This is a genomic window from Neobacillus kokaensis (assembly GCF_014656545.1).
GTDB classification, from domain to species: domain Bacteria; phylum Bacillota; class Bacilli; order Bacillales; family Cytobacillaceae; genus Neobacillus; species Neobacillus kokaensis.
Genome location: NZ_BNDS01000001.1, coordinates 395,048 through 415,069, shown reverse-complemented (window position 1 = coordinate 415,069; position 20,022 = coordinate 395,048). Strand labels below are relative to the sequence as shown.

Genomic DNA, 20,022 nt, shown 5'->3' with positions numbered 1-20,022 from the left:
TCCAAATTTTGAACCATTTCAATCATAACACACATTCACTTTTTTATCAAATTTTTAATTATAACACCAATTAATTATTATCGTCAATATAATTTTTTTATTTTTTAAGTTTATTACTGGCTTTTTTGCTCAGATGCCTGAACGTCTATTTTTATTTTTTAAAAAACTCTGAAATAACCTTTCCTTATGATCTCAATTCCTGCTGCATATAGTAAAATGAAACTAGCATGACATCTATTATCGGAGGATTCCATGAATCGACTTACCGACCATCTCATTATCATCTCTTTTGATTGCCTGTCAGCTTTAGATTTACCTATTTTAAAAGACTTGCCACACTTTCAATTCATTCTAAAGAACGGAGCCCATGTGGAAAACGTCCAAACCGTTTATCCTTCTGTGACTTATGCCTGTCATACCTCGATTGTGACTGGAAATTATCCAAAACGTCATGGAGTTATTAATAATACCCTTCTTCAGCCTAGCCGGGAGTCACCAGATTGGAATTGGTACCGAGATGAGATCAGCGGGACAACGCTTTATGACGAAGTAAAAAAGGCAGGCATGACAACGGCGGCCCTATTATGGCCAGTAACCGCCAAAGCGAATATAGACTATAACATGCCGGAAATTTTCGCCAACCGCCCATGGCAAAATCAAATTTTAGTGTCACTGATGAATGGAACCCCCAGCTTCCAATGGGAATTAAACCAGCTTTTTGGTCATATCAGGAATAGGCTTAATCAGCCGCAATTAGATGATTTTGTCCTTGAATCAACGGTCCATACAATTAAGACAAGAAAGCCGAATTTATTGATGGTTCACTTTACAGACCTTGATACCCAGCGTCATAAGCATGGCTTCTCTTCTGATGAGGCCATTGCAGCCATTAGGCGCCACGATGACCGTCTTGGCAAAATTCTAAAATCTTTAGAGGATGGCGGCATCTATGAAAATTCAACCATTGTCTTGTTAGGTGACCACAGCGCCCTTGATGAAAATAAAGCCATTAAGCCAAATGTACTTTTACTGCAGCAGAATCTCATCACCACCAGTCCAAACGGCAGGGTGAAAAGTTGGAAGGCGTACTGTAAAAGCTGTGATGGCTCCGCATATATTTATCTTAAAGATTCATATGATACTGCTTCATTAACAAAAGTAAAACAGGTGCTAGATTCTTTGATTAATGATTCAAACTCCGGAATTGAATCTTATTTGACAGGTGCACAAGCTGCAGAAAAAGGGGCTGACGGTTCATGTGCCTTTATGTTAGAAGCTCATAGAGGATATTACTTTTTAGAAGATATAAAGGGGGAATATATCCAAACAATCACTGTCGATGACGTAAAAGCTGATTCTAAATATACACTCGCCACCCACGGTTACTCACCCGAAAAAGAAAACTATGGAACCATCCTTATGGCAGCTGGAAACGGCATAAATCCAGTCACTCTCCCCTTCTGCCGGCTTATCGATGAAGGGCCAACCTTTGCTAGATTGTTAGGTGTTAGTTTAGGTGAAACCGATGGCAAAGTGTTAAAGGCGTTATTAAAAATATAAGGGGGTTTTAAGATGGGCCGGATGTCAAAACAAGAAAAAAGCTGGGTATTTTACGATTGGGCCAATTCAGCCTACTCCATTCTAATAACCACAGCCGTATTTCCATTGTATTTCAAAGCTGCAGCTTCAGAGGCCGGGCTTAGCGCCACAACTTCGACTGCATATTGGGGCTATGCCAATTCGTTCGCCACACTGCTCATTTCTATTTGTGCACCAGTACTCGGAAGTATTGCTGATTTTAAAGGCTTCAAAAAACGCTTTTTCACCTTTTTCTTCGCATTAGGAATTATATTTACCTTTATGCTCGCTGTTGTTCCGAGCAATCAATGGCTGATTCTTTTAATTTGTTATATGCTCACCGTCATTGGTTTTGGGGGAACGAATATTTTCTATGACGCCTTCCTGGTTGATGTTACCACGGAAGAACGAATGAACCGAATCTCCTCCCATGGCTTTGCCATGGGTTATATCGGCAGTACGATTCCCTTTATTTTAGGAATCGCGTTGATTATTTTATCACAGCAGCAAATACTTCCAATCTCTGTTTCCATCGCCAGCCAGCTTGCCTTTGCCATTACCGCACTGTGGTGGGGGTTATTTACGATTCCAATGCTGAAAAATGTAAATCAGGTTTATTACAAAGAACGTGTTGCCAATCCGATTACCAATAGCTTTAAGCAGCTTTTTGAAACCTTTAAAAAAATCAAACTATATCGTCCGTTGTTTCTCTTCTTACTAGCTTATTTCTTCTACATTGACGGGGTAAATACGATTATTACAATGTCAACAGCCTACGGTTCAGACCTAGGAATTGATTCCACGAATCTATTAATCATCTTGTTTGCGACCCAGGTGGTGGCAGCGCCATTTGCAGTACTGTACGGCAAGCTTGCGGATAAATTCCAGACCAAAAGAATGCTGCTTGTTGGAATATTTGTCTATATTGTCATTTGTACGTATGCCTATTTCTTAAAAACGGTATTGGATTTCTGGATCCTGGCTATGCTTGTCGCCTCCTCCCAAGGCGGGATTCAGGCGTTAAGCCGCTCCTATTTTGCCAGGCTTGTTCCAAAGGAAAATGCCAACGAATTCTTCGGCTTCTATAGTATCTTTTACAAATTTGCTGCCATCTTAGGACCATTCTTAGTAGGTATCACAGCACAGATGACCGGCAATACAAACAGCGGTGTTTTCAGCTTAATTATTTTATTCATCATAGGCGCTGTCATCCTGTTAAGAATCCCTAAATCGACCGAAATACCGCAATCCAACTTGCTTTCACAATAAAAGACTCCATCAGTGATCTGACCCCATAAAGTTGGACAAAAAATTTTATGCTGATTGCTCGGTGGTAAGAAGCCTGTATTGTACAGGGCTTTTACCACCGAGTTTTTCTTTAATTCGATAATTGTTATAATCATTTATCCAATCTGCTGCAGCCTCAGCGACCTCCTCAAAGGATTTGTAATCGTGTTGATAGATTTTTTCACATTTCAAAAGGTGGAAGAAACTTTCCATTGCTGCATTATCAAGACAATTTCCTTTTCGCGACATACTTTGAAATACATGATGCTCCTTAAGTTCCCTTACCCAGCTATGATGTTGATATTGAAACCCTTGATCCGAATGGACAGTGGTCCGATAAGGTAGCTTAGGAAGTGCCTCAAGGGCTTCATGCAACGGTTTTAAAGCAAAACTTACAGTTGGATGAAGACTAATGTTAAAAGCTAAAATTTCACCAGAGTAAAGATCCATAACAGGTTCCAGATAACAGCGATGTTCTGTGGACTTGTCTCCCCGGCGTAACTCAGTGACATCTACTGTAAGTTTTTGATATGGTCGGTCTGTTTTAAACCGACGATGCAGACGATTGGGGGCAACTTTACCAACTGTCCCTTTATATGAGTTATATTTCCGACTTTTCTTGGTAAATGCTTGTGATCGTAAGTGATGTTCCTGCATAATGCGCTGGACCTTTTTATGGTTTACCTTCCACCCACGATTTTTTAATTCAAGATGAATGCGTCTATAACCATAAGCTGAATTATCCTTTTTGATTGCTTTAATTTCATTTATTAACCCAGATTATTGTGTTTAGTTTCTTCATGATTTTGATAGTAGAAATATACACTTTTCGGAAGGTCGACGACCTTCAAAATCTCTGATAAACGATATTTTTCCCTTAATTCAGTGACTACTTTCGCTTGCTTTTACCGGTATCCACGGGTCCCTGAATTAAGGCTCTTAGCTTTTTTAGGTATTCATTTTCAATCCTTAACATACGATTTTCACGTTTTAATCTTTCAAGTTCGGAGGATTCCTCTTCTTTCGCCTGTTGATGATCATTTTTAGCTGTCATTTGTTCTGGTCTTCCTCTCCGTTTAATCAGAGCTTTAATGCCTATCTCTTCATAAGTCTTCTTCCAAGTCCAAATTGTACTGGGTGTATTTATATTAAAATGAAGAGCAGTTTCAGGTAATGATGCCCCATTTCTCTCCATCCATTCTAATACTGCTAGCTTAAACTTACCATCATAAACACTCTTGGTATTTTGTATATCAAATGCTTTATTCCCATATTTTTTGTATCGATTCACCCAATCAAGAACAGTTTGCTTACTGCCAATCCCATATTTCTTTGCCAGTTCTCCCAATCCTCCTCCATTTAAATACTCAAATACAATCTTTGCTCGATATTCACTTGAAAACTTAACCAAACTAAAAACCCCCTAACCTGGATATTAGTCCAACTTAAGGGGGTCGCTTCATCAGCGGAGTCTTTTTTTACTCATTTTTTCATCAACTTTTGAATAGTAACCAGCACCTCATCCAAAACCTCTATGTCGCCTTCCTGAATTCTTTCAACCACACAGCTTTTTAAATGGCCTTCCAATAAAATTTTTGCTACACTATTTAAGGCCGATTGAGTAGCGGAAATTTGATGGATGACGTCATCACAATATGTGTCTTTTTCAATTAATCCTTTAATGCCGCGGATTTGTCCTTCAATTCGATTTAATCTCGTGACTAAATTGCTTTTCACTTTATCGGAATGATGGCTTTTACGCTGACTGCCCTCATGTGTACAACAGGATGGATCCAGTAAATCTTCATGGCTCAATTCATTTGACATTTTAACGGCCCCCTCTCTTTGATTGATTATAACATACCCCCCTACCGTAATGCGACGGGTGTGAATATTAAAACATGCTTTGATTGCAAGAAATTTTTTATTATTTTAAGCAACACGGAGTTATTTTACGATTTTTCGGATTTCTTCGCCAATATCGCCTCAAATCCTTCATTTTCGACTTTGTTCAATTAAACACATGATGGTAAGATGTTAACTATGTATCATAGGAAGTCGCAAAAATGACAAAAACCGGAGGGATTTGTATCAATCAGTTAAAATTGAACTACACGCACGATATGGAAAAAGCCATGTATAGCGCCCATGGAGTATGTTTTGCCGACTACAGCAGAAAGCTTGACGTCCGTATGAAAGTCGAAAGACGACGTGAGCGTGAATATTTACAAAGTCAGCACATTTTGACAAATATCGAGAAAAAACTGCATTATTAAATTCCACCCAAAAGCTAGTCCATCTGGATTAGCTTTTTTTATAGAATTCAGGTTTAAAATTAAAACATTTTGGAAAAAAATGAATACAATTATTTAATAAAAAATACTCATTAACCGTACATTTTATTCGCAATCCTGATCCACTATCCTTTATAATATCATCATATATTACTTGAAAGGTGTTGGTTAAATTGGCAAACCAAGCTGAATCTAAAAAGAATATCTCTGTAAATTCCACGATTTCGTTAAAAGGAATTGTGAAAGCCATTTTCAACGATACCGTTCATGTCCAAATTGGCGGAAAAATTATTACAATCCCAACTTCTGAGTTCTTGGTTGAAAAGCCAGCACAGTGAAATTATATTACCCACAAGGTCCAACAAGGTTATTCTATGATGGACCTTATTTTTTTATAACTCATTTTTCATTGAAAAATCTCTATTCACGCTTCACCATCATTCCGTAATTTCTCTAACACTTCAGGCGGAAAAACCAACCGGCAAATCACTTTTGCCAGCTCTTGATAATTTATCCTATTTCCACCTTGTCTTTCTTTTTCGTGCCCATTTTCGACTAATATCATGATGGACCAGGCAAGTATATCAAGATCCAAATCCCTCCATGTTAATCCTTTTTCATAGATTAATTGTAAACCAGATAATATTCTTGCATGGATTCTTATTCTTGCTGCCTGCATAACCTCGGCAAGTTCTAAGTCTTTTGATAAGATTTCAGGTAACACGCGGTAAAGTCCAGATTTTTGCAGCCGATTCGCATGTGTTTCCAAAAGAGATGCCAATACGAATTCGGGATTACTAGAAAACCAATGTGGCTCAGGGGCAAGGAAATTATCAATTTCATCCTCCAAAAGAGCCATCAGCAGCTGCCGTTTATCTGAAAAATAACGATAGAATGTTCCTGTTGCTACCTTGGCATGTGCAGCAATTTCTTTCGCAGTTGTCTGCTCATATCCTTTTGCAGCAAATAAAATCTGTCCGCTTTCAAGCAGCGCCTTTCGTTTTTGCTGTGCTCTTTCCTGCCTTGGGATAAAAGGGAATTCACCAACCAAATAATCTTCTTTTTCCGACATGATTACCACCTCAATTCTCATATTATCACAATTCTAAAAAATGAACTATAGTTCACTTTTTCATTGACAATAGACACATTACCATGTAATACTTGAACTACGGTTCATGTTATGCTGTATCCCTTAATACACCCCTTTAAAAATAAAACATAACATGACCGATTTTTTTATTATTTTCACCAAATTCCTTCTTAAATAAGAAGGATATTAACAGATTTTTCCGAATAATATTAATGTAACTTCTTTATCTTTATCTATATTTCTTTGACTAATTTGAAAGGTGTTGATTTTTTATGGCCGTCCAATCTGAAGAAAAAAAAATCTCAATTAATTCCACCATCTCACTAAAAGGAATTGTAAAAGCCATTTTCAACGATACCGTTCATGTTCAAATTGGGGGAAAGATCATTCCGATCCCAGTATCTGAATTTGCAATTGATAGAAAATAAATTAAAAACGATGTCTTCTTGTTAAGACATCGTTTTTTTGCGGCTTCTTTGATAACAAAAACAAGTTTCAACATGATCATTCACCATTCCAACTGCCTGCATGAAGGCATAACAAATCGTTGAACCGACAAACTTAAAACCGCGTTTCTTTAAATCCTTGCTTAAGCGGTCACTGATGTTGGTTGTCGCGGGAACCTCGCTTAAATCTTTAAAATGATTTTGAATCGGCTTGCCGTCAACAAATGACCAAATATAATCCGCAAAAGACCCGAATTCCTCCACAACCTTCAGATATGCTTTAGCATTAGTCACAACTGCATTTATTTTCAGCTTATTTCTAACAATTCCTTCATTATGTAAAAGCTCTTCCATCTTATGTTCATCATAGGCAGTAATTTTTTCGGCATCAAAATTATCAAAAGCCTTTTGATAATTCTCCCGTTTCTTCAAAATCGTGTACCAGCTTAACCCTGCTTGTGCTCCTTCCAAGTTTAAAAACTCAAACAGCAAACGATCATCATATACTGGAACTCCCCATTCGTGATCATGATAGTCAATGTACAATGGATCTTGATTGACCCATCCACAGCGGCTTACATTTTCCATTTTCATGAAATGCACCTCTTTTCCCTTCCATTTTATCCTATCCATAAAGAACAAGGAAATGAAAAAACAAAACTCCTGTTATAAGGAGCTTTAGCTTTTATAAATCTATTTTTTTCATCTCTAAGATGACAATATGTGCAGGTTCTGTTGCAGAAATGTGAATATCTTCTTCTAGGATTTCTAATGCATCTCTTTGGTTTAATTCCATTGTATTAACCGTAGATTTACCTTCCACCTGGACCATATATGCTTGTCTGCCTTCACCGACTGGGAAACTAATATCATTCCCCTTATCAAGTTCCAGGGCATAGACATTAACATCTTGATTTATTTTAATTGGGGCATTTCCCGCTTTACTTGAAACCATATGAAGCCATTGATTTTTCCTGTCTTCCCAATTAAAACGGTAATCGCCATAGCTTGGTGTATAGCCGTTTTTATCAGGAATGATCCAGATTTGTAAAAATCTCAATGTTTGCTCGCCAAGGTTGTGTTCACTATGATACACACCGGTTCCAGCGCTCATATATTGAACATGACCGCGGGAAATCGTACTCTTATTTCCCATGCTATCACCATGAGTAAGTTCACCATCAACAACATATGAGATGATCTCCATGTTTTGATGAGGATGTAAATCAAATCCAGTACTATGAGCAACCATATCATCATTAAGTACACGTAACATTCCAAAATGGATATTTTTCGGATTATAGTACTCTGCAAAGGAAAAGTGAAAAATACTTCTTAACCATCCTAAATTACTTCTACCCATATTTTCATTATCTATTTTTCTAAGCATGTTCCATACACTCCTTTTTCCAACTCTCAATCGATTTTATCTCGAATTCAAGATAATAGTAATCCAATTATTTATTTTTGTCAAAGTGCCAAGAAGAAATGGTGAAGATTGTTAATATATAAATAATATTTTTTTAATAGAAGACAGGCTGCCGAAGCAGCCTTCCTTCTATTCATACACTTACCATGTTACCAATTTAAGGTATGAGAGTTGGCAGGTTGTTTTTCAATGCGGCAAATGTTTATTCAAAATAAATTCCAAAATAATGCTCAAATATACAGTTTCATTAGCATAGCCCATTATTGTCCCCTCCTTTATTATGTAAGCATAGGATATCAAGAACAAAAAATAATGAGGTGGAGTGTGATATGGGCTTATATATTAATAAAAAACAGCTGCCGGGTTTATATAAAAATCTTAATGAAATAAAAGAACCGAATCAAGCGTATTCAAAGCAGGATTTTCTTACTGAGTTAATGAAGCAACAGGATAAGACCAATACTGCCTTACAAAATTCCTTAAGCGAATTAAAATCCCGTTCACTTGTCCAAGAACAAAGCCAACTTCATCAATGGACCCAGGTCGATCGGCAGCTTCAAGAATTAAGAAAAAGCAATTTGGAACAAAAGGACTTTGAAACACAGATTGTTCACTTTTTACAAAGCTTGAATGAGAAGAATGGTGATTTCCAAAGGATTCTAGAGAACGAGGCTCTGCTGAAAGAAGATATCATCGAAAATGTTAACCGCCTTAGTGCCAGCATTCAAGAAATTTCTAACAGGCTGGAAAAACAAGGAGAAACAAATCAGATGCTTAGTCAGCGATTAAACGAACAGCTTGAATTGCAAAAGGATGCAACCGCTAAACAAGAGGATTTTCAAGAGGACGTTTTGCTGCGGCTGGACAACCAAGAAGCATTGACGGAAAAAATTGTCCGGCAGCTGAACCATATCCGGTCGATTATTTTTGAACGGACAAACTTTTTGGCATCTAAAATTGAGGATGGATATAAACTCACATCGTCCTATGTTTACAAACTGATGACCGGCTCCGATAAGCCGTTAACCTTTTTCATGTTAAATCAACAAAAAGAAGAAAAGCACAAAAATCTAGAATAGCTACCTAAAGCAAGCAGCTTCTCTTACATGAAGAAATAAAAAATGTCCATGCATTATCACATGGACATTTTTTATTAAATTTCCACTTTATTAAAAACCTCAGTCAGTACAGGTACAATTTGTTTCTTACGGGAAACAACGCCCTTTAATGTTGCCGAATTGTCAGATAGAGTTACATTGTAGGCTCTTTCCACAGCAGCAGCTTTTCCGCCAAGCGCTAGGGCAACGGAATCATTTGTTAAGATATCAGTAATCACAAATAAGAATAGATCTAAATTCTTATCAGCAATTTTTTTATTAATAGCAGCTTCTAATTCTGCTTTACGGACAAGCACATCAGATGGGTCCACTGTGTTCACTTGCGCAATTTCCACCTTGCTTGAACCCATTTCGAAGCCTTTGGCATCAAGTGTCAATAACTCCTCGATCGTTTTGGTGCTAACATCAGCACCAGCCTTCAGCATCTCTAAGCCGTAAACATTGGCATCTACGCCGGCGATTTCTGCTAATTCATGTGCAGCAATTACATCTTCATGAGTGCAGGTTGGAGATTTGAAAAGCAATGAATCAGAAATAATCGCAGAAAGCATTAGTCCAGCGATCTCCTTGCTGATGGTCTTGCCATTTTCCTTGTACATTTTATTTAAGATCGTCGCTGTACATCCAACAGGCTCACAGCGGTAATATAGAGGATCACTTGTTTCAAAGTTAGCTATACGGTGATGATCAATTACCTCAAGAATACGGACATTGGTAATATCATCGGCACTCTGCTGGCGCTCATTATGGTCAACTAAGATAACGGACTGTGCTTCTTCCGAAACCTTTTCAACTAAACGTGGTGCCTCAGCCTTAAAGGTATCAAGTGCATATTGTGTCTCACCATTGATTGCACCAAGGCGAACAGGCTCTACATTCAATCCTAATTGTTTCTTCAAGTCAGCGTAAGCAATCGCTGAACAAATGGAATCTGTGTCAGGATTTTTATGTCCAAAAATAAAAACTTTTTCCATTGTTACTACTCCCAATCCTTTTAAAGTATAAAGGTCATAAATTTTTGAAAAAATGACCCTAATGGAAATTATATATGATTACGCTAAAGGATTCAAAAAAAAATAAGTGATTTTTTCAAATCACCTTTATATTATATTCTAAAAATGGAAAGTTGTGATTTATTTTACGACTCATTTCTCAATGGTTTAATAAAGCCGAAACACCACAATTTCCATCACCTCACTTTTAATTATGTTTCTTCATTTAAAATCATTCATCTTACTTTACTCCTTCCTCAGCAAAGAAATATGACCATTTTTGACTATTTTCTAGTCCATTTACAAATAATAAGAATGATATTCCTAATGAATATCGTCGTTTCAAAAATCCTTTATAGAGGTGATTTGATGAGCTACAGAGAGCGTTTAGATGAAAAGTCAGAGCTATTTCACCACACTTGGACGAGACCGAAACGTCAGAAGTCTCAAGTAAATGGCCAAACGCAATTGACGCAAAACACAATCATCTTAAGGAGTAATGCCAAAGCTCACCGTTGGTAAGGGATTGGCAAAGAAACGAATGCTGGAGGAAGCTTAACGCATACTTCCGGATCGAAGAGAAACCTTTCCTAAAAAATAGGGAAGGTTTTCTTCATAATTTTATTGATTTTCATTTGCCTGGGGTTTACCATAAAATCTAGTAAATTAGACAACAATAAGGAATGGTGATTATGTTCACAATTAGAGATGCAGAAATGAAGGATTTAACCGTAATCGTGGACATTTACAATTCTACAATTGCTGGCAGAATGGTCACAGCAGATCTCGAACCAATCCATGTCGAAAGCCGAATTCAATGGTTTCACGAGCACTCCCCTTCATTCAGACCGTTATGGGTGGTTGAAGATAAAGGTGTTATTTGCGGCTGGCTTAGCTTTCAATCATTTTATGGCCGCTCAGCCTATAACGGTACGGCTGAAATCAGCATTTACCTGCATCAAGACTACCGTGGAAAAAAACTTGGTAAATATTTAATTGAAAAAGCAATAAGTATCTGCCCTGAACTAAAAATCAAAACATTACTTGGGTTTATTTTTGCTCATAATGAGCCGAGTATAAAGCTATTTTCACAATTCGGATTTGAAAAATGGGCCCATCTGCCTAATGTAGCAGAATTAGATGGGATCGAGCGCGATCTTGTGATTGTAGGAAAAAGAGTCTCTTAACTTCTTCTATTTCGAGAATAATTAGATTCCAAAACCATTCAATTTCTTGTACTATATAGTAGGACAAATGTTTTATAAAATTACAAGTATTGATTAGGAGTATTTCATGCAGAAAAAAAAGCTTATCCTCCTTTACATTCTTATAAGTATTATTTGGATATTTGGGTCTAATTATTTCATTTACAATTTTTTCTCAGATTCCTTTAATGTAGTAGCAGCAAGGATAAAGGAAGTAATATATGTCATTATTACAGGCGGATTTTTTTACTTTTTTGTCAGCAAAACTGAAGAGTTGCATACGTCAAAAGAAGATCAGCAGCGCCTTTCTACCTTAATTAACTCGATGGTGGACTTTGTTAACTTTAAGGATGGAGAAGGCAGATGGATTGAAGCTAATAATTTTGGCCTGAAATTATTTCAACTAGAAAACGTCGACTATCGCGGAAAAAAAGACTCTGAGCTTGCTGAATATACGGACTTTTATGCAGAGGCATTAAGGTTTTGCGAAATTTCAGACGAACAAACGTGGAAAAATGGGGAAATTACCCGTGTAGAAGAATCCCTGCCCACTCCAGATGGCACTATCAAGATTTTTGATACAATTAAAGTGCCGCTTTTTAACCCTGATGGCACGAGAAAAGGTTTAGTTGTTATGGGGCGCGATATTACGGAAAGAAAAGAAATGTTAAAGGAATTACAGGAACGAGAAGAACGCCTTAGACGAACAGAAAAGCTGTCGGTAGTCGGGGAGTTATCTGCAAGCGTTGCCCATGAAATCCGCAACCCCTTGACTTCATTAAAGGGCTTTGTTCAGCTCTTGCAGGTAGAGGATGCAAAACATCAATAGTATTATCAGATAATGTTAGATGAATTAAACCGCATCAATCATATTGTTGGGGAGCTTTTGCTATTAGCCAAGCCGCAACATGTTAAATTTTCAATAACCTGGGTTCAAAAACTGCTGCAGGATGTAATCTCCTTACTCGGAACGGAAGCAAGTTTATATAATGTACAAATAAAATCTGCTTTTCCCAAAGAGGAGCTTTTCATTGAATGTGAGCCAAACCAGCTGAAGCAATTATTTATTAATATTATAAAAAATGCGATTGAAGCCTCCATCAATGGCGGTAAAGTTACCATTAGTCTAAAAAAAGAACAAGAAAACCGGATTTTAATCATGATTAAAGACAATGGCTGCGGCATTTCTCAAGAAAGATTGCAGAGGATTGGGGAGCCTTTTTATTCTTCCAAAGAAAAAGGGACCGGATTAGGTCTAACCGTCAGCTTTAAAATCGTACAATCACATGGGGGTACCATTCGATTCGAAAGTGAAAAGAATGTGGGAACAACCGTTTTTATTGAATTACCGATGGAGCAGCAACAGATGGCAGGTTCTCACCCGCAATAACAATTAAAACTGCCTAAACTTAACTGTTTGGGCAGTTTTTTTATTCTATGATGCAGCTTCCTTTGACTGTTTTCGGCGATTTCGAAAAAACGCAATGACTAAAAGCAGGCAAGGCACAATAATTTGCAATGGCCAATGCAGATAAATTGGAACAATATCTAGACCCTCTCGAATATGTTCTGTATAGTTGGAAGCAATCATTAATGCAGTTAATAAAATTAGGATTCCAATTGGTAAACTTATTGTTCGGTAATCCTTAAATTGAAACAGGCTCGCTGTTCCCGCAACAGCTGCATAATAGAAAATCGCTACTTTAATAAAACCCGCAATCATTAGATAGATCATGAACAAAACATCAAGCCGCTCAATAAAATTAAAAAGCTGAATCCTACTAATCGTTGAAAGCAGCGGGTATGGTGAGCGCATAAATAAATCAATTCCTAATGTCGTAATATTAATGATTGTAGCAATCGTAAAATTAATTCCACTTAGAATCATCCCAGAGATACAAACTAGTTTTGCTTTCTTCGCTTGGTTTAAATAAGGAAGCAGCATGGTAAAAACAACCATCTCACCAAAAGGGAAAGTCAGCGTGCCTTTAAAGGTAGTTTTTAAAATCTGAATCCAGTCACTCTCCAGCACAGGTTTTAGGTTTTCCAAATGTATCAACCCGGAAAAAATGATGAGAAAAAATCCACCGATCGCCATTAAATAAACAACCACAAAAAACAGTTCTCCCACCCTGGCAATCACTTCAAAGCCTTTTTGAATGGCATAAGCATTCGTAATTATCATTAAAGACATCAGGAAAAACAGCGGTGTATGTGTGTAAATTGTTGATGTCAATAGCTCGCCGAAGTCCCTTAGCACCCTTGCAGCAAGGTAAGCAAAATATAAAATATAAAAATACGCCATGATCCTTCCCGGCCATTTACCAATTATTTTTTCTAAATAACTTGTCAGGGGAAGGTCAGGAAAATATAAAAAAAGACGGTAATAAACAAAGAAAAGCCCTACACCCATTGCCATGCCAAGTAAAACCGCAACCCAGGCATCTTGTTTCAAATTAAGCGGAAAACCCACTAGTATTGCGCTGCCCATTTCGAATAAAACGACTAAAACAAACAGCTGTTTAGCACTTATCTTTGCTTTTTCCACAGGACCTTCCCCCTTTCTATTATTTTTTCAAATCCGACCAAAACGGTTTACCCCTTAAACCTGACTCTCGGTAATAGCTTTTAACATTTATTTGATAATCCATATTGGCAAACTGATTCCCCCAATCATGTTTGATTTCTCCCCAAATCTTAGGGTGATTTCGATGAATATTTTCCCCGAAGCCGAAGATGTCTGCTTTATATTCTTGAACCTGTTTTATAGCTGACTCCACTTCACTTTTAATTTGGGCAGATACTCTATTTTCGAGCACTTCAATCTTCTTTGGATCTTCGTTATCAAAATCCGTATTAATTTCACTCAACTTAAACGCAGTTTCAATATTGATGTTGGCAAATGGCTTGCCGTTTTTAATAGAAACAGCAACTTTCGTATTAGATAAAAACGGAGTTGTACTTACTGCATCTTTAATCCCATTCCAATTAAAATCGATGTCCGTCCCTTGCATTTTATTCATCAGCCAAACAGCACCACGAGCATTATTGTAATCAAGCCAGCCCGCTAATTTCCCTTTCCTAATCACAGCAAGCCCATCAGCCGTAATCATAGCCGGAGGTTTTGTCGTATTAATGTTTTGTGGGGATGTTCCTTTCTCTGTACTGCCTTCCATGATAAAGCCGCTAATTACTGGTTCTTTCCCAGAGCTGGTAATCCCCTGCAAAAGATCGTCTATCGTGACTTTTATATTTTCACCGAGCATCGCCTCTGTTGCTTCAAGCGTCTTGATAAATCTATTCATCGGGAGCTTATCTAGATTTGTAATTACAGATATTAAATCTTCCGCCTTTCTATCTTTAGCAATAATAACCACCGTTGTCGTGCGAAATTCAGGATCTCTGTCAAGAGCATCTAATACACCAAGAATCCCCTCTCTGGCCAAGTCTTCACCGATGACAACAATACTAGTATGGGAATAGTACAGCTCCCGCGGAATCTTTTTTGTTGCTCTTCTGCTTGCTTCTGTTAAATTATTTCCCGAACTCTTGTAGACAACAACAGGTGGCCCCTGCCCCCCGCTGCCGCCATTTTGACTTGATGCTACATTTGCAGGTACAACTACCTGAAATGTTACATCATATTTTTCATTCCCCGTCCCTTTATCGATTCCAAGTGCCATGACAAAAGCTAAATCCGTCAGTTCTCGCTGGTTCCAGCAGCCTCCAAGAAGAGGTATAACGATGATCAACAACATAAATATTCGAATAAATGAATTCATCGTCTAATTACCTTTCGTATCATCTGATTCATGTGAATTTCCATGTTTTGGCGGAGCAGGCTTTTGATTCTCCCCAGTTCTAACGATATTTCCTCTTGCAATATGTCTAGGGCGGTATTTAAGAGCCCAAATGGGATAACGAATAAATACATCCTGCTGATTTTCCCCGCTAAACGGGGCTACTGGTGACATATATGGAACCCCAAAGGAACGCAATGAACACAAATGGATCGCCATGACTATTAATCCAAGCATAATACCAAAAAATCCAACAAGTGCCGCCAGAGCCATCAGTGCAAAACGCAGCAGTCTTGCTGAAATCGCCATCGCAAATACAGGTGTAGAAAAATTGGCGATAGCTGTTATTGATACGACAATGACCATAACCGGTGAAACGATACTTGCTTGAACGGCTGCCTGACCTATGACAAGCGCTCCAACAATCGACACAGCCTGTCCGACGGCTCTTGGCAGGCGTAATCCAGCCTCTCTTAGAATTTCAAAGGTGACTTCCATAATTAATGCCTCTACAAAGGCCGGGAAAGGGACATTTTCCCGCTGTGCCGCAATCGCAATTGCCAGCGTGGTCGGGATCATTTCTTGATGAAAGGTAGTAGCCGCAATATATAATGATGGTCCAATCAATGCGATAAAAAAAGCTAAAATTCTTAACATCCGAACGCTTGTCGAAAGATCAAAGCGAGAATAATAATCATCGGGTGCTTGGAAAAATTGTACAAACACAGCCGGAACAGTTAGCACAAAGGGGCTTCCGTCGGCAACAATCGCGATTCTGCCTTCGAGCAGCTGCGAAGAAACAACGTCCGGTCTTTCCGTATGGTAAGTTGTCGGAAAGGACGTAAACGTCTGCTCTTCAATCAATTGTTCTACATAACCGGAGTCAAGAATCGCATCAATATCTATCCGATTTAATCTTTGTTTTACCTCATTCACAATTTCTTCATCGGCAATACCTTTTACATACATGATAGCAATATCGGTTTGTGTCACCCTGCCAATTTTCATTGATTCAATCCAAAGATTCGGACTCTTAATTCTCCTGCGAATCAATGCAGTATTCGTTCTTAGCGTCTCAGTAAAGGCATCCTTGGGCCCGCGAATGGATAATTGCTGTGTGGGTTCAGCAATCGAACGTGTCTCCCCGCCTCTCGTTTCCCCGCTAATCGCTTTATTACAGCCATTCAATAAAATGATGGAACAGCCTGATAATAATTTATCGAACAATTCATTCCAATTAGTAATTGTACTAACCGACCCTAGAGCAACAGTTTGGTCCAATACAAATTGAAAAAGATCAAACTCTTCAATTGGAACCTTTTTATCCATGAGCGTTTCCAAAATAAACTCATTAATGCCTTTACCATCAACCAGACCATCGATAAAAAGCAGAGCCCCTTGGTATGGACCAATCTTTAATTCTCTTATCCCTAGATCCGCACTATTACCTAATTCACCTTTAATACGTGAGATATTTTCTTGATAATCTTTATGAATTAATAATTCCCCCGGAATAGAGTGATCGAGCTTTTGACGAAAATTATCATTTTTCCTTTGCACTTGTTTCTTTTTTAACATTTTGGTTAAAATCGACACAAATACCGCCCCACTTTTAAACCTACTTTTGTTCTGGTTATGTTATCCAAAAAGGCTTATTTTATCCAAGGTATAAAATTTTTGAAATGAATAATTCGGGGCTCCAATGAGAAACTAGGATATATTTCCAAATGAGGTGAATCGATTGAAAACCATTGTCGTCATGTTCCTATTGTCATTATCAATGATCATTCTTGTGACCCTATTAGATTTCGCGATGGGCTTCGGTCGAACTGAAATAATTAGCAAACAAATAAAACCTTTCCGGGTATCAGAAAAAACTGATATCACCATAATGGTCCTTTTTGCCCTTTATTTTGTTATAAAGGTAATTGTAGGATTTGTGAAACAGATTCAACAGAACAATGGACAATAAAAGAACCCGCCATTAAGGCGAGTCTATATCATTCGTTATATTTGATTGAAGGTCCTTTTGACGCTTTCTTTTAAGTCCTGTAAACCACACTGCCGCTTTTTGATACCATCTTCCATGCTTTCTTTGTCTTTTCCCGTAAACATAACGATTCCAAAAATAATAGATTAATTCTTCCAAAACAGCAATAAGGACGATAACTAGAATGAAAAGGGTCATCCAATACCACATAATAAGAGCTCCTTTTTTTACTAAGTTAGTTCATCCTATTCCACTGTCCTTAATAGAATTACTAATTTCCAGCTAATTGGGTTTTTTATAATTCATAGCCCTGACACTGTCACGATAGCCTTTTGTTGTTGGGTCTTGGACAAGACCGAGCATCGACAGCAAGACAAAGACAGCATTCGCAAACATTAGTATCCAATCCTTAATGGCATCCGTAAGCTGAAAATCAGTTACTCCTAATGAATTCAGTCCAGCCAATATTATTTGTGTGACGATTAATAGCTGTGAAATAAAAGCAATCACCCAATTGCGATTTTGAAACCGAACCTTCCAGTTAATCATTCCCCCACCTCGCTTTAATAGAATTTCTTTCTATTATTATATGCGGGTGACGGCGAATGGTTGTCCATTTTAAAAAAACAGGCTGTCCAAAACGGTGTCAGGCACCATGTGAATTTTTCACATGGTGCCTGACACCTTAACCGGGTTTATACCTCTCTTCTCAATGCTTTTAACACATCAACTTTTACAGCCCGTTGTGCTGGCCGGTATCCCGATATAATTGTCACAACGTAGCAAATCACGATACAAATGATTGGCAGGATGAGCGGAATATCACTAAAGGTCAAACCTGCCGGCATTTCCTCCCCAAATGCCTGTTTAATGATGAGTGGTATTGAAAAATTCACAGCATAACTAATTCCGTAGGAAACGATAGTCCCAATTACAGCTCCAATCAGGCCGATATAGCTGCTTTCCAGCAGGAAAATACGCTTGATTGTTTTCGGATTTGCACCGATCGCCTTCATGATCCCGATTTCCGGTGCCCGCTCCGTTACTGCCATTGTCATCGTATTGTAAATTCCAATGGACGCAATTAATATTGCAATTGTCCCAATGAAGATGAGACCCGCTTTGGCGATTGTAAAGACCATATTGATTTCCTTTAACTCATTTACAACAGAGTAAGTTGCATAATTTTTATCTTTTAATTGGTCAACAATTCCTTGAACAGCTTCCATGTTTTTTGCATAAATTTTCACTTCATCATAAATACGTTCGTTTGTTTCAGGATTTTGCTGCTGCGGTTCATCCGGACCAAGAATGGCTCCATTTGGTGTCCCGGTAAAACTCTCAATCTCCTTTAATACTTGATCGGAAATGAAGACGCTCCTATCCTGCATCCATTCTCTTGTTGGCTTTTTGCCAATCCCTACAACGGTTAACTGCAGTTTTTTCTCTACATGCTTACCGTTTTTTAATTGTTTAACTGTTAAATCTAGCTTTTTGTCAATTAAATTTTCAGGATAACGGTATTTTTTCTTCACATGACCTTTGTTATCATACAAATCTTCTACTTCGTCCGTTGTTCCCAGATTTAATGGAAAATCATAACCAACGACCACTTCATTTTCAGTCTTTGGCAAACGTCCTTCCGACAATTCAAATCCTGCTTTTACTTCAGAAGGAAAATGGCTCACATACGTTTCTGCCCCTTCTTGATAATTTCCTATTTTATATGTACTCTCCTGCTGCAGCATGATCTTTCTTGTTACAGCTTTTACCTTCCCGACCTTTTCAAGAACTTGAATATCCTTAATGTTTATCGGACGAAACCCTCCGTCTTTAACCTCTTTTCCATGGACATCAATTTGAGTCACAATTCGTTGTTCCAACATTTCTTTTACTACTGATTTTTGCAGCCCGAATCCTACTGAGGCTAATACGATAAGAAAAGCGCATCCCATGGCTGTTGCCAGGATAGTCATAAATACCCGAGTTTTATTTTTCTTCATATTTTGCCGGACGAAGCGAAATTGGTCTCTTAGTTTCATACCAATACCCCCTCCTCGACAATTTTTCCATCACTTAATTCAATCGTCCGATGGCCGATTTCGGCTACCTTGTCATCATGGGTGATGATGAGAAAGGTAATTCCTAGATCACGGTTCAATTCCTTAATGAATTGAAGTAAATCCTCTTCTGTTTCACTATCAAGACTTCCGGTCGGTTCATCGGCAAGAATAATGGGAGGATTCACGATTAACGCCCGGGCGATACTCACCCGCTGCTGCTGCCCGCCTGATAATTCACTAGGGTAGTGATCCTGATATTCTAGTAATCCAACCCTTTCTAGCATTTCCTCCGTCTGCTGTTTTCGCTCTCGGTCACTTACCCCTTTTAAAATTAACGGCAGCTCCACATTTTGAAATGCAGTCATGCTTGGAATCAGTTGAAAGCTTTGAAAGATAAAGCCAAGATGATGTATCCGGAAATCCGCTAACTTTGCTTCATTCAGCTCAGATACCTTTGTGCCATTTATCCAAATTTCACCATCTTTTGGACGAATAAATCCGCTGACCAAATTAAGCAAGGTTGATTTTCCTGACCCGCTCCTGCCAACAATGGTCATAATTTCACCTTTTTCAACTTTAAACGAAATATTCTTTAATACCGGAATAATCGTCTGTCTACCCTTTTTACCTATGACAAACTCGTGACTTAAATTATTGATTGTAATCATTTTTTCCTCCTGATTTTTCCTACTTCACTTTAATAGACGTTTATCATCCATATTTCCCC

General features: G+C 38.1%; 21 protein-coding genes and 2 pseudogenes. 10 read left to right on the top strand and 13 right to left on the bottom strand.

The window, feature by feature from the left end; genetic code table 11:
* The first annotated feature begins 252 nt into the window (after positions 1 to 252).
* The gene (locus IE222_RS02010; protein WP_191269167.1) at positions 253 to 1,560 is read left to right on the top strand and encodes an alkaline phosphatase family protein; all 1,308 of its coding nucleotides are present in this window, start codon (positions 253 to 255) and stop codon (positions 1,558 to 1,560) included.
* A 12-nt stretch (positions 1,561 to 1,572) separates the two neighbouring features.
* Entirely contained in the window at positions 1,573 to 2,847 is a 1,275-nt protein-coding gene (locus tag IE222_RS02005; RefSeq protein ID WP_191269165.1) for an MFS transporter, read from the top strand.
* 45 nt (positions 2,848 to 2,892) lie between these two features.
* Here the strand turns inward: IE222_RS02005 and IE222_RS02000 are convergent.
* Together IE222_RS02000 and IE222_RS01995 are read right to left on the bottom strand one after the other, a co-directional pair.
* Positions 2,893 to 4,276, bottom strand: a pseudogene (locus tag IE222_RS02000) (IS3 family transposase).
* Positions 4,277 to 4,347: 71 nt separating this feature from the next.
* Positions 4,348 to 4,692: a metal-sensitive transcriptional regulator gene (locus IE222_RS01995; protein ID WP_223282544.1), complete on the bottom strand. Its 345-nt coding sequence runs from the start codon at positions 4,690 to 4,692 to the stop codon at positions 4,348 to 4,350.
* Between the two features lie 239 nt (positions 4,693 to 4,931).
* On the opposite strand from IE222_RS01995, the gene IE222_RS01990 reads away from it, so the two are divergent.
* Positions 4,932 to 5,141: a YuzK family famiily protein gene (locus tag IE222_RS01990; protein WP_191269382.1), complete on the top strand. Its 210-nt coding sequence runs from the start codon at positions 4,932 to 4,934 to the stop codon at positions 5,139 to 5,141.
* Between the two features lie 191 nt (positions 5,142 to 5,332).
* On the top strand, positions 5,333 to 5,497 hold the full coding sequence (locus IE222_RS01985) for a hypothetical protein (protein ID WP_191269163.1): 165 nt from the start codon (positions 5,333 to 5,335) through the stop codon (positions 5,495 to 5,497).
* A gap of 86 nt (positions 5,498 to 5,583) precedes the next feature.
* On the opposite strand, the gene IE222_RS01980 is transcribed toward IE222_RS01985, so the two are convergent.
* A complete protein-coding gene (locus IE222_RS01980; protein WP_191269161.1) occupies positions 5,584 to 6,231 on the bottom strand; it encodes a TetR/AcrR family transcriptional regulator in 648 nt (215 codons plus the stop codon).
* 293 nt (positions 6,232 to 6,524) lie between these two features.
* Between IE222_RS01980 and IE222_RS01975 the strand changes: the two genes are divergently transcribed.
* Positions 6,525 to 6,680, top strand: a complete 156-nt coding sequence (locus IE222_RS01975) for a hypothetical protein (RefSeq protein WP_191269159.1) — start codon at positions 6,525 to 6,527, stop codon at positions 6,678 to 6,680.
* A 21-nt stretch (positions 6,681 to 6,701) separates the two neighbouring features.
* On the opposite strand, the gene IE222_RS01970 is transcribed toward IE222_RS01975, so the two are convergent.
* Both IE222_RS01970 and IE222_RS01965 read right to left on the bottom strand, forming a co-directional pair.
* Positions 6,702 to 7,292, bottom strand: a complete 591-nt coding sequence (locus IE222_RS01970; RefSeq protein WP_370464995.1) for a DNA-3-methyladenine glycosylase I — start codon at positions 7,290 to 7,292, stop codon at positions 6,702 to 6,704.
* Between the two features lie 91 nt (positions 7,293 to 7,383).
* The gene (locus tag IE222_RS01965) at positions 7,384 to 8,088 is read right to left on the bottom strand and encodes a pirin family protein (protein WP_191269157.1); all 705 of its coding nucleotides are present in this window, start codon (positions 8,086 to 8,088) and stop codon (positions 7,384 to 7,386) included.
* Between the two features lie 368 nt (positions 8,089 to 8,456).
* Here IE222_RS01965 and IE222_RS01960 point away from each other — a divergent pair, with 368 nt between their 5' ends.
* On the top strand, positions 8,457 to 9,206 hold the full coding sequence (locus IE222_RS01960; RefSeq protein ID WP_191269155.1) for a hypothetical protein: 750 nt from the start codon (positions 8,457 to 8,459) through the stop codon (positions 9,204 to 9,206).
* 74 nt (positions 9,207 to 9,280) lie between these two features.
* Here the strand turns inward: IE222_RS01960 and IE222_RS01955 are convergent, their stop codons facing one another.
* The gene (locus tag IE222_RS01955; RefSeq protein WP_191269153.1) at positions 9,281 to 10,219 is read right to left on the bottom strand and encodes a manganese-dependent inorganic pyrophosphatase; all 939 of its coding nucleotides are present in this window, start codon (positions 10,217 to 10,219) and stop codon (positions 9,281 to 9,283) included.
* Between the two features lie 387 nt (positions 10,220 to 10,606).
* Between IE222_RS01955 and IE222_RS01950 the strand changes: the two genes are divergently transcribed.
* The 3 genes and pseudogenes from IE222_RS01950 to IE222_RS27015 all read left to right on the top strand — a co-directional run.
* Positions 10,607 to 10,759 carry a YpzG family protein gene (locus IE222_RS01950; protein ID WP_191269367.1) on the top strand — a complete coding sequence of 51 codons (153 nt, stop codon included), beginning with the start codon at positions 10,607 to 10,609 and terminating at the stop codon, positions 10,757 to 10,759.
* Positions 10,760 to 10,929: 170 nt separating this feature from the next.
* Positions 10,930 to 11,424 (top strand): GNAT family N-acetyltransferase, encoded by a 495-nt coding sequence (locus tag IE222_RS01945; RefSeq protein ID WP_370464994.1) that lies wholly within the window; start codon positions 10,930 to 10,932, stop codon positions 11,422 to 11,424.
* Positions 11,425 to 11,644: 220 nt separating this feature from the next.
* Positions 11,645 to 12,832 (top strand): annotated as a pseudogene (locus IE222_RS27015) (ATP-binding protein); the annotation flags it as partial.
* Between the two features lie 45 nt (positions 12,833 to 12,877).
* Here the strand turns inward: IE222_RS27015 and IE222_RS01935 are convergent.
* From IE222_RS01935 to IE222_RS01925, 3 genes are read right to left on the bottom strand one after another with little or no spacing between them, the layout of a single operon-like run.
* Positions 12,878 to 13,990 (bottom strand): GerAB/ArcD/ProY family transporter, encoded by a 1,113-nt coding sequence (locus tag IE222_RS01935; RefSeq protein ID WP_191269149.1) that lies wholly within the window; start codon positions 13,988 to 13,990, stop codon positions 12,878 to 12,880.
* 19 nt (positions 13,991 to 14,009) lie between these two features.
* The gene (locus IE222_RS01930; RefSeq protein ID WP_191269147.1) at positions 14,010 to 15,224 is read right to left on the bottom strand and encodes a Ger(x)C family spore germination protein; all 1,215 of its coding nucleotides are present in this window, start codon (positions 15,222 to 15,224) and stop codon (positions 14,010 to 14,012) included.
* Positions 15,225 to 15,227: 3 nt separating this feature from the next.
* On the bottom strand, positions 15,228 to 16,820 hold the full coding sequence (locus IE222_RS01925) for a spore germination protein (protein WP_191269145.1): 1,593 nt from the start codon (positions 16,818 to 16,820) through the stop codon (positions 15,228 to 15,230).
* A 163-nt stretch (positions 16,821 to 16,983) separates the two neighbouring features.
* On the opposite strand from IE222_RS01925, the gene IE222_RS01920 reads away from it, so the two are divergent.
* Complete coding sequence (locus IE222_RS01920; RefSeq protein ID WP_191269143.1) at positions 16,984 to 17,214, top strand: YczF family membrane protein; 231 nt, start codon at positions 16,984 to 16,986, stop codon at positions 17,212 to 17,214.
* 12 nt (positions 17,215 to 17,226) lie between these two features.
* On the opposite strand, the gene IE222_RS01915 is transcribed toward IE222_RS01920, so the two are convergent.
* The 4 genes from IE222_RS01915 to IE222_RS01900 all read right to left on the bottom strand — a co-directional run bounded on the left by IE222_RS01915 (position 17,227) and on the right by IE222_RS01900 (position 19,963).
* Positions 17,227 to 17,442, bottom strand: coding sequence for a hypothetical protein (locus IE222_RS01915; protein ID WP_191269141.1), 216 nt, complete (start codon positions 17,440 to 17,442; stop codon positions 17,227 to 17,229).
* 72 nt (positions 17,443 to 17,514) lie between these two features.
* On the bottom strand, positions 17,515 to 17,781 hold the full coding sequence (locus IE222_RS01910) for a phage holin (protein ID WP_191269139.1): 267 nt from the start codon (positions 17,779 to 17,781) through the stop codon (positions 17,515 to 17,517).
* Positions 17,782 to 17,927: 146 nt separating this feature from the next.
* Complete coding sequence (locus tag IE222_RS01905; protein WP_191269137.1) at positions 17,928 to 19,274, bottom strand: ABC transporter permease; 1,347 nt, start codon at positions 19,272 to 19,274, stop codon at positions 17,928 to 17,930.
* Entirely contained in the window at positions 19,271 to 19,963 is a 693-nt protein-coding gene (locus IE222_RS01900) for an ABC transporter ATP-binding protein (protein ID WP_191269135.1), read from the bottom strand. Before IE222_RS01900 ends, IE222_RS01905 begins: the two co-directional genes overlap by 4 nt.
* Positions 19,964 to 20,022 lie beyond the last annotated feature (59 nt).